At 58.0% G+C, this 7,178-nt stretch carries 7 protein-coding genes; all 7 read right to left on the bottom strand.

The window, feature by feature from the left end; all coding sequences use genetic code 11:
- Positions 1-31 precede the first annotated feature (31 nt).
- Positions 32-784 carry a lipoyl(octanoyl) transferase LipB gene (gene lipB / locus R6U41_RS10775; protein WP_410269846.1) on the bottom strand — a complete coding sequence of 251 codons (753 nt, stop codon included), beginning with the start codon at positions 782-784 and terminating at the stop codon, positions 32-34.
- Positions 785-790: 6 nt separating this feature from the next.
- The gene (gene gcvPB / locus R6U41_RS10770; protein ID WP_410269845.1) at positions 791-2,248 is read right to left on the bottom strand and encodes an aminomethyl-transferring glycine dehydrogenase subunit GcvPB; all 1,458 of its coding nucleotides are present in this window, start codon (positions 2,246-2,248) and stop codon (positions 791-793) included.
- Entirely contained in the window at positions 2,245-3,576 is a 1,332-nt protein-coding gene (gcvPA, locus tag R6U41_RS10765) for an aminomethyl-transferring glycine dehydrogenase subunit GcvPA (RefSeq protein ID WP_410269844.1), read from the bottom strand. Before gcvPA ends, gcvPB begins: the two co-directional genes overlap by 4 nt.
- Before the next feature lie 2 nt (positions 3,577-3,578).
- Complete coding sequence (gene gcvH / locus R6U41_RS10760) at positions 3,579-3,980, bottom strand: glycine cleavage system protein GcvH (protein WP_410269843.1); 402 nt, start codon at positions 3,978-3,980, stop codon at positions 3,579-3,581.
- Positions 3,977-5,272 carry an aminomethyl transferase family protein gene (locus R6U41_RS10755; protein WP_410269842.1) on the bottom strand — a complete coding sequence of 432 codons (1,296 nt, stop codon included), beginning with the start codon at positions 5,270-5,272 and terminating at the stop codon, positions 3,977-3,979. Before R6U41_RS10755 ends, gcvH begins: the two co-directional genes overlap by 4 nt.
- A gap of 44 nt (positions 5,273-5,316) precedes the next feature.
- On the bottom strand, positions 5,317-6,744 hold the full coding sequence (lpdA, locus tag R6U41_RS10750; protein ID WP_410269841.1) for a dihydrolipoyl dehydrogenase: 1,428 nt from the start codon (positions 6,742-6,744) through the stop codon (positions 5,317-5,319).
- A gap of 165 nt (positions 6,745-6,909) precedes the next feature.
- Positions 6,910-7,178: EamA family transporter (locus R6U41_RS10745; protein WP_410269840.1), on the bottom strand; the 269-nt coding region annotated here is incomplete at its 5' end.

Here is a 7,178-nt window from a genome sequence, read left to right as displayed (position 1 = left end):
TGCCCTGCTGCAATCCTGGGTTGCAGGCATTTCAGGTAGAAGCTTCGGCATGGCGCGCCTCCTTCCAGTAATCCGCCACGTAATCGGCCGGCACCGGCTCCAGTTGAACGTTAAAAACGCTTGAAAAATGGGCCTTGGCCGATCGGGTGATCCCGTTCATGGATACAGAGTCGCCTGTTTCCTTTGCAATGGAGGTCATCTGAATCCCGGATAGACCGCAGGGCGCAATCCAGTCAAAGGGGTCAAGATGCGGGTCCACGTTTAAGGCCAGTCCGTGAAAACTGACTTTCCGGCGTACCCGCAGGCCAACGCTGCCGATTTTTTTGCCTTGGACCCAGACCCCGCGGCCAAGGGTGTGTCTTTGCGCTACCACACCCCACTGTTCGACAATGGAGATCATTACAGATTCCAGGGCATGAACAAAGTTCACGACAAGCCAGCCATTTAAACGCAGGTCCACGACGGGATAGGCCACAAGCTGTCCCGGCCCGTGATATGTTATGCTCCCACCCCGGTCGGTTTCAACCAGGGAAATGCCCCGGGCCTTTAGAAAATCCTCCGAAACGTGCAGGTGCTCTGCTCCGCCCCGGTTGCCCAGGGTAAAGACCGGGAAGTGCTGGAGGATAACCACGATATCCCGGTTTAACGCCCGGCTGGCCCGGGCGGAAACCAGATTCTGCTGCAGGCGCAGGGCCTGCATGTAATCGGTTACCGGCAGCTCCAGGCAGGCCCATACAGGCTTTGGGCAGCATTGTCCTTGATGTTTGAAACCTGTATTGCTCACGGTTTTTCACCCGCTCAGGCAGGGGTTTCTGGCAGCCGTGGTCTCGTCCAGCCGCCTCACCCTGCTTGCGGTCGGGGCCTGGCGCAGCAGCTCGGGTTCTGTGCGCGCTTCTTTGGCAATGGCTTCCACGGCAGCGATATAAGCGTCCAGGGTTTCCCTGGTTTCGGTTTCCGTGGGCTCGGTCATGAGGGCGCCTTGTACCACAAGGGGAAAATAGATGGTCGGTGGATGAAAACCGTAATCGATCATCCGCTTGGCAATATCCAGGGTGTTGACATGGCATTCAGCCTGGTTTTTGTCCGTAAACACGCACTCGTGCATGCACAGGCGGTCGTAGGGCAAGTAAAGGGTCTGCTTTAAGCGTTCCTTGAGATAGTTGGCGTTTAACACGGCCAGTTCACTGACTTTCTGCAAATTTTCAGCGCCCATGCTGAGTATATAGCAGCAGGCCTTTACCATCACCCCGAAGTTTCCGTAAAACCCGTGCATTCGCCCGATGGAATCCGGCGCATCAGACGACCAGGAAAGCCGGCCCTGTTTTTCCACAAGCCGCGGCACTGGGAGATATTTTTCCAGGTGCTGTTTGACGCACACCGGACCGGCGCCCGGACCGCCGCCGCCGTGCGGCGTGGAAAAGGTTTTGTGCAGGTTTAAATGCAAAACATCCACGCCCATTTTGCGCATGTCGACCCGGCCGAACAGGGCGTTCATGTTGGCGCCGTCACAATAAACCTGGCCGCCTTTTTCATGGACGATTTCAGCGATGGCCATGATGTTTTCCTCAAAAAGCCCAAGGGTGTTGGGATTTGTCACCATGATCCCGGCTGTCTGCTCGTCCATGAACTCTGCCACCGTTTCTGCCGAAAGGATGCCCTGATCATTGGAGGCCACGGCTACCGGCTGGTACCCGCAGAGGGTGGCGCTGGCCGGGTTGGTGCCGTGGGCTGTGTCCGGCACCAGCAGTTTGGTGCGGGAATCGCCCCGGGCCTGATGGTAGGCCTGAATCAAAAGCATGCCGGTCAGTTCTCCCTGGGCACCGGCCGCCGGCTGCAGGGAAACCGCATCCAGCCCCGTAATTTCTGCAAGAAATCGCTCCAGTTCCGCCATTACCCGCAGGGTTCCCTGGCAGAATTGTTCCGGCAGAAGGGGATGGGGGCTGGCAAAGCCCGGCAAAGCGGCAATTGCTTCATTGATCTTGGGATTGTATTTCATGGTACAGGAGCCAAGGGGATAGAGCCCGGCGTCAATTCCATAATTCCACTGCGACAGCCGCGTATAGTGGCGAACTACTTCAGGCTCGCTTAAATCCGGAAAATCCGGTCCTTTTCCTTCCATGCCGGATTCCACGGCAAATTGCTCCACGTCCCGGGCGGGAAGCGAAAAAGCGCTTCGGCCGCTCTGGCCCTTTTCCCACAGCAAGGGCTCGTCCCATTTCAATCCGGTGGTTGCACTCGGTTTTTTCATTCAGACACCTCTTTTATCAAATGGTCCATATCCGCCCGGGTAATTTTTTCAGTGACGCATAACAGGTAATGATCCGCCAGATCCGGATACCACTCTGCCAGGGGCAGGCCGGCCACGATCCCGGCGGAGGCGGCAAGGTCTGCGTGTTTGCGTTCAAACCCCGGGGGCAATTTGGCCACGAATTCGTTGAATGTCGGGGCACCAAAGGGCAGGGTCATGCCGGCCCGGCGCAGCTGCTGTTTCAGGTATTCTGTTTTGTCATAGTTGAGCCGGGCCAGTTCCCGGAATCCGGTTTTACCCAGGCAGGCCATGTACACTGCGGCGGCGATCGCGCAAAAATTGCTGTTGGTACAAATATTAGAGGTGGCCCTGGCCCGTCGGATATGCTGCTCCCGGGTGGCCAGGGTTAAAACAAAACCCTCCTTGCCGTTGGCATCAGTGGTCTTGCCCACCACGCGGCCCGGCATGCGCCGCACATAATCCATCTTCGTGGCCAGCATGCCCAGACCCGGACCGCCGTAGGCCGGGGGAAGTCCCAGGCTGCCGCCCTCCCCGCATGCAATGGCTGCGCCCTGGATCCCCGGCGGCTGATAAAGCCCGAATGCCAGGGGTTCGGTGAAACAGGTCACAAATATTGCCTCTGTTTGCCCGACAAGGCTACCGATCCCGGCCAGGTCCTCCAAACATCCGAAAAAATTGGGCGACTGGACTGCCACGGCAACCACATCATCCATATCCGCCAGTGCCGAGACATCGGTTCGGCCATCTGCCAAGGCGGGCAAAAAGGTGATTTCAAACGGGGTGGGCCGGAAATACGTTTTTACCACCTGGCCGTAACTGGGATGGATAAGAGATGACAGGACGATTTTTCCCTTGCTTTTCTTTCGGATGCGGGTGGCCATGAGCAGGGATTCGGCCAGTGCCGAAGCCCCGTCATACATGGAGGCATTGGATATTTCCAGGCCCAGCAGCCTGGCGGTCAGCGTCTGGTATTCATAAACGGCCTGCAGCGTTCCCTGGCTGACTTCCGGCTGGTAGGGCGTATACGAAGTCAGCAGCTCGGAGCGCTCAAGCAGGTTGGCCACTACTGCCGGAATGTAATGATCATACTTGCCCGCGCCCAGAAAAAGCTTGCAGTCGGGGGATTCTGCGGCAAGGGCTTCCATGCGGGCGCACAGGTCCCATTCGCTCATTGCCGGCGGCAGATCCATCTTTCTGCCGCTGCGGACGGCTTCCGGGATGTTGGCAAACAGATCATCCGTGCTGCCTGCGCCGATCGCCTTGAGCATGGCCGCGATATCGGAATCTGTATGTGGCAGGTATCGCATGATTAGAGTCCTTTCAACAGATTGTAATAGGCGGTTTTATCCATCAGGGATTGCATTTCCCCGGGGTCTGCAGGCCTGATCGTAACCAGCCAGCCCCGGCCATAGGGGTCTTCATTGACCAGTTCCGGCCGGTTTTCCAGTTCCGGGTTGATACCGGCAATCTCTCCGGCAACCGGCATGTAAAGTTCCGCCACAGCCTTGACCGACTCCACCGTACCGAATTCCGCCCCTTTTTCAAAGCTCTGCCCGATTTCGGGCAATTCCACGTAAACGATGTCGCCCAGTTCCTCCTGGGCATAATCGGTAATACCCGCCACCACCTCGGACCCGTCCTTTCTGGCCCATTCATGGTTTTCGGTATACCCAACATCATCCGGTAGCATCAATTCGTCCACTGGTCTCATGACAACTCCTCTATGATTCGGTTGATATCCCATCCGGCGCTGCGATCAGGCCGGATATCCCGGGTGAGTTCCGCCTTGACCTTTCGCCGGCCGTCATTTAAGGATACGAGCTCTCCGATTTCCGGCGGCCGATCCAGTCTTAGGAAGCCGCAGCACAATCCCCGCGGCTCAAATCCCTGGGGTTTGTCCGGGCTGCGCACGCTGTAGACGCGGCCGCCGCTGTCGCGGCCAATGGCCATATCCGTAACACAGGTCAAAACAATGCCCACGGACTTCCCGGCCGAATCCAGGACCTGCGGGGGAGCTGTTTCCGACACCGTGATTTTCCGCAGATCATAGCCCACAAAGGCACAGGTGTAAAAATGCCGGTCAAGATCCAGAAGCGCCCGGCTTCCAATAAATTGCTTTGTAAAGCCGGTGCCGTCCGGGGAAAACGGAAGCGCAATGTGCCAGGGATGATGGATAAAGGGCCAGTCGCCGATATCCTGGTGGGACAGGGGCAAACCCGCACCGGTGCGCAGGGAATCCCGGGCAGCCAGGCCGCAGGGGATGAGTTCTTCCTTTTGGCCTGTTGCAAGCAAAAGGTCCCATGCGGTGATCAGATCCTGCGGCCGGACAAACAGCTCAAAACCCATCTCCCCGGTATACCCGCTGCGCGAGAGCATGAGGGGGATATTTTCGCCCAGGCGCACCCGGGTCTGCGAACCCGGAAAAATCTCCGGATCCGCCCTGAAGGAAAAAAACGACAAACCCTCCAGGACATTGACGGGATTTTCCAGGGTTTTGATGAGAATGGCAACCGAGGCCGGTCCCTGCAGATCCAGTTTTCCCATCCGGTCTGTCAGGTCGGTGACATCAAGGCGGCTGTTGCCGGCGGCCGTGCGCAGATGATCGGATACCAGTGCGCCCTGCCCGGCGTTTACCACCGAGAGGTAATCCTGGTGGGCCAATTGGTAAATCAGGGTATCGTCGATCACGCCGCCGCTTTCGTTGAGATAGGCGCCGTATGCGGTCCTCCCGGGCATAAGGGGACGATTGTCCCTGCCGAAACAGCGCTCCAGGTCCCGGGTGCAGCACTGCTGAAGCAAGCCCAAGGCTCCGGGGCCGCTTACGCGGAGGGCTGCCATGTGGCTGGTATCAAACAATCCGGCCCGACAAATAACGGCCAGGTGCTCGGTTTTGGCGCCGGAGGGATACCACAGCGGCATACGATAGCCGCCAAAAACGGAGAAGTTGGCACCCAATTGCCGGTGCCGTTGAAAAAGCGGGGTTTGCTTCGGCTCCGGAGACATATCCGTATCTCCTTTTCCGGGTACCCGGCCTGAGAAGCAAACCGCTACCCGTAAACCGCACGGCCGATGGCCTTGGCCGCCAGCTCTTCCATGATTTCCGCATGGGTGGGATGGCCGTGCATGGTATTGGCAACATCTCTCACCGTGGCATGGCTTTTTACCGCCAGGGTGGCCTCGGGGATGATATCGGTGGCCTTGGGGCCGACAATGTGCACCCCGAGTATCTGCTCACTTCCGGTGTCAAAGACCACCTGGGCCTGGCCGGTAATGTTGCCGGTCACCTGGGGTTTGCCAAGGCTTCGGAACAGCACTGTTTCAGTTTCCACCGCATAGCCCGCATCTGCTGCCTGCCCCCGGGTCAACCCGACATTGGCCACCTCAGGCAGGGTAAAAACCACATTGGGAATAGCTTCATAGCTCATTTGCCGGTCCTCTCCAAGGGCGTTTTCCGCTGCTGTCATGCCCTCCTTGGAGGCAACATAGGCGAGCATCAATTTATCCGGTCCCAGCACATCGCCCACGGCATAGACGTTTTCCGCAGAGGTCTCCATCCGGGAATCAGCCTTGATCCAACCCTGATCGTCGATTTCCACGCCGAGATTCTCCAGGCCCATGCCAGACAACACGGGCGTTCGTCCAATGCAAACCAGCAGTTTTTCCGCGGAGGCGCCGGTACTCGGCTGCGGCTGACGCTGCTGCACAAACGGCGAGTCGCAGATGGTCACATCCACGCCCTGATCTGTTTCTTGAATGGAGTCCACAATCCGGCCGAGGCAGCATGTGATTTTCTGCTTTTTAAATTCGCGCAAAAGGGTTTTGGAACAGGTTTCGTCAATAAGCGGAAGCGGAAGCAGTCTGTCCATGGCTTCAACAAGGGTCACCCGGCTACCCAGGGCGGAAAAAATCGTGGCAAATTCGCAGCCAATGACACCGCCGCCGGCAATCACCAGCGATTTTGGCACGGTCTCAAGGCAGAGGGCATTTGTGCTGGAAATGATGCGCTCGCCGTCAAACGGAATGCCGGGTAGCGGCCGGGGACTGGCTCCCGCGGCAATAATCAGGCGATCCCACTGCACGGTTTGCGTACTGCCGTCTGCCTGCGTAACCGTGAGCTTGCGGGGGCCTTCAATAAAGCCGCGTCCGCTTACCACCCGGATTCCGAGCTTATCCAGAATTCGGGCGACCCCCTTGGCCTGGGCGGAGACAACTTCCTGCCTGCGGGCACTGAGCTGCGGCATGTCAATTTCAGGAGGACCCGGCAGGCGCACGCCGAATTTGCTGAAACGTCGACAATCGGCCATCAATGCGCCGGCCTCCCGCATCACCTTGGAGGGAATGCATCCCCGGTTCAGGCAAGTGCCCCCAAGGGCATCGGCTTCCACCAGGATCACCTCGGCATTTAACCGGGCTGCACGGACGGCTGCAAACAATCCGCCCGGACCGGCTCCCAATACGGCAATTCTTACAGGCATATCAAATCCCCGGGCCTGTTGCCGAACTCGTTGGTTGAAAAGCAAAAGATATGGGCTTTGCTTTTTATAATTATAATATAACAATGATTGGGTTTCATGCAAACGGCTTGGAGCCCTTTGCGCCGGTAACTGAGAATTCGCACACTTGTCTTCCCCTGCCCCTTGTTATGCCGTTAATGCATCCTGTGGCCCCGGGGATATGGTGCGCCCCCCTGTTGACCGCGGTTTACCCCGACGCAGGGACCGTCCGGGGCCCTGGATCAATCCCATGGTGGCGGCAATAATCAACGCCCCGCCGGCCATGGTGGACCATCCAAGGGGCTCGGAAAACAAAACATACCCGTACACCGCCCCGAAAGCCACCTCCAGCATGCTGATGCTGCCCACCTTGGCCGAAGCTATATAGCCCAGAGCCCTGTTGGTGACAATATGGG

It is taken from the genome of Desulfosalsimonas sp. (assembly GCF_046483245.1).
Lineage (GTDB): Bacteria > Desulfobacterota > Desulfobacteria > Desulfobacterales > Desulfosalsimonadaceae > Desulfosalsimonas.
This window is presented reverse-complemented; position numbering and strand designations above follow the sequence as displayed.